Raw genomic sequence first — 2850 nt, 5'->3', positions numbered from 1 at the left:
GGGCAGAAGCCGTCCGTGACGGCATCCTGCCCGCTACACTCCCACCGCTCGACGTTTCCCCAGGTCAAGCCACGAAGTACTGCTGGAGTACTAGGACTCCTCGACAGCTGATCGCGGCGATGCGCAGCCGCATCGCGAACGGCGTAGTGCGCTGCCGAGCGCAGGTGATCACCCGGCAGGAACTCTTCCCACTACACAAGACCGAGGGGCTGCCGTCCGCTGCCCCGTTCCGGGTCGGCGGGGGGACTGGATACTTTGCTCACGATCAACGTGGCGGTACTCCCGGCGGTGATCGTCTTCTTGCGGCTGCGACGCCGCACCGAAGCCCGGAGCCGGTTCGACGAGAAGATGACCGTGGTCAGCTGGGTCATCCAGTGCAAGCACCGGAAGGACGGCTGGTCCGGCGAGCCCGTCGGCACCCCCGACCTCCAGGTCCTCAACGGCACCGGCCGACAGATCCACCACGGTGACGTCCTCGTCATGCTCACCAACGGCCGCATCACCGCCAACGCCACCGACTTCGCGAAGTCCCAGCGCCTCCACCTGGTCGACCGCCACCTCCTCGTCGAATGGGCCGCCGGCTCCCGCCCCCTGTGGGACCTCCTACGCGCCCTCCCTCCGGCCAGCCGTCGCGGGGCTTCTTGATACGCATGACCTGAGTCGGGCGCAGATCGCCACGGCGCTGGAGGCTCGCCGCGAGGTCGAGCGGATCTGTACCCGCACCGCTCTCCGCGGCTGGAGATCAGGCTGGTGGGGGAGTGTCTAATCAACGGCGGATCTGTTGATCAAGGAGACGCCAGAGATGACCGACATCGTCACGTGGCGGCGGAGCAGACGAGGATTCGGCCGTCGCGGGTCCCGATGAGGAGCCGGCCCGATGGGGTGACGGTGAGCGCCGTGGGGATGACGGACACGTCTCCGAGGGTGAGGTGGTATCGCCAGAGCACGGTGCCGTCGTCGAGGCTGAGAGCGACGATCTCGCCGCCGTCGTAGGCGGTGAAGACCGTGCTTGCGTCGGCGGTCAGCGCGGTTGCGGAGCGGTCGGTGCGGAATACCCACCGAGGTGACCCGTCCGAGGCTTCGCGTCGGACGACGAACGAGTCACCGGGCTGGCGCCGCTGCCGGAAGACCCTGCCCGCATGGACCAGGCTCCCGTCGGCGGCCTCCACACCGGGCCCACCGAAGTGTTCTTCCTCGGGAACCCAGGAATAGGGGAACAGCCGTCGTACGTCCTTCTGCGCCGGCTCGACCGGTCGGCCAGACCCTCGTCCGGCTTTCAGCTCGGCCGTGGCTACCCAGGGGACTCCGGGGTGCGAACGCCGAGTGCCCCCCTGCTTCACGTAGGACAGGAACCAGGTGCGGCTGGCGTTCCGGACGCGCAGGGGAGCCCTGCCGTTGACGGGTACACCCTGGACCCAGTACCCGGCGGGGGCGAGGGCCGGTTCACCGTCCGCCGCACTCGACAGCGATACGTAGCCAGACGGTGCGATCTGGCCCACTTGCGCACCGTCCGCCAGAGACAGCCGGACCACAGACTGCGGGCGCCGGTCGTGTCTTTCGGGGCGTGCAAGGGAGACCCAGGCTGAACTCTCGTCCCGGGCCACGGCAATCTCGCAGCCCCCTTCTTCGTCCGGGACGGCCCATGCCCGTTCCCCCGACGGAAGCCAGCATTCCAACTGCACTCCGCCGAGCGTGGCGAGGATCCGGCCGTCCGAGAGTTCCTCCACTGCCCGAACAGCGATACGGGGCTCCCAGTCCGGTCCGAGCTCGGTCACCAGCCGATACGCGGCCGCCCTGCCATCGGGACGGGGCGCCGGCACCCGGGGGCCGGCCAGCTCGTTGGGCGTGATGGACCTGGGCGGCACCAAGCTCCAGTCGGACCGGCGTACCACGGCGGTGTGACCGTGCGTGTGCGCTTCCTCGTCCTGCCAGTCATCAGGCGGGGCCGTAAGCACGCGAAGTTGCTGCTCATCGAGCCACTCCAGTTCCACGACCTGGCGCCCGCCCTGATGCTCGAAGGCTGAGATGGATGCTCCTGTCTCCAGGTGGAGGAGGAGCAGGTCACCGGAGAAGAAGTACCCGCCGTCGTAGGAACCGGTTCCGACGGCGAGCAGCGGCAGCGTGGGGTGGAACGCCATCGCCTGAACCACGTCGCGAGAGCGGATGAGTGCGCGGCAGGACAGGGTGGCGGTGTCGTAGACGCCGACCGCCGGGTGATCGGAGAAGCCGTGCGTACCCGCCACAGCGAGCAGCCCCCGCCGTCCGTCAGCCACGGCAAGGGTGGGGTAGCCGATCTCGGCGAAGGAGCGGTCGCCGAGAATCCGGTCGACGGAGAACGAGTAGGTCATGGGAACGATCTTCGCAACACCTTGTGAAGGACGGAAATGAAATCCTGGCCTACGAGCCGCCATCGACCTCAGCCCTTAAGCCCAGCTGTGGGCGGCGGCGGCATACACGCCCAGGCGTGACGCTCAAGGTGCCAACTCAAGCACTCACTCGCCAACTGAAGCGCTCAGTGTGCGACACGAAGTCGCTCCAGGTAAGTAAGGACAGCCACGTGAAGGAGGTATCGATCGGCTGAACTTCGGGCCAGTGTCCAGGGCCCGTCCCCGCGCTCCCATGCGTCGCTGGTAACGGCGGGGTGTGAAGCGGAGCGTTCAAGCCCAAGAGCGTCCCGGCCATCGGGGGGCAACAGGCGAGGGGAAGGCTGGACGGGCGAACGAAAGTGAACCCTTGATGATGCCTCGTGACTTTAAGAGGACGTTAAGTCCGTTTCTGGTAGCAGCCTCGTCCGGGCTGGGTGAGGAAGCCTTGGCGGGTGAGGCGTCCGAGGCGGCTGCGGGTGATGTT

Annotated in this window: 1 protein-coding gene and 1 pseudogene; one reads left to right on the top strand and one right to left on the bottom strand. The window is 67.5% G+C overall.

From position 1 onward, the window contains the following. Positions 1-363: 363 nt before the first annotated feature. Positions 364-645, top strand: a pseudogene (locus tag ACFW2G_RS33005) (restriction endonuclease); the annotation flags it as partial. A gap of 170 nt (positions 646-815) precedes the next feature. Here ACFW2G_RS33005 and ACFW2G_RS33000 read toward each other — a convergent pair. Further along, a complete protein-coding gene (locus tag ACFW2G_RS33000; protein ID WP_384585618.1) occupies positions 816-2348 on the bottom strand; it encodes a PQQ-binding-like beta-propeller repeat protein in 1533 nt (510 codons plus the stop codon). Between the last annotated feature and the right edge of the window lie 502 nt (positions 2349-2850).

Origin of the sequence: Streptomyces sp. NPDC058880 (assembly GCF_042742535.1) — a bacterium.
Lineage (GTDB): Bacteria > Actinomycetota > Actinomycetes > Streptomycetales > Streptomycetaceae > Streptomyces.
The sequence above is the reverse complement of the archived record's forward strand: the minus strand, read 5'-3'. Positions and strand labels throughout refer to the sequence as shown.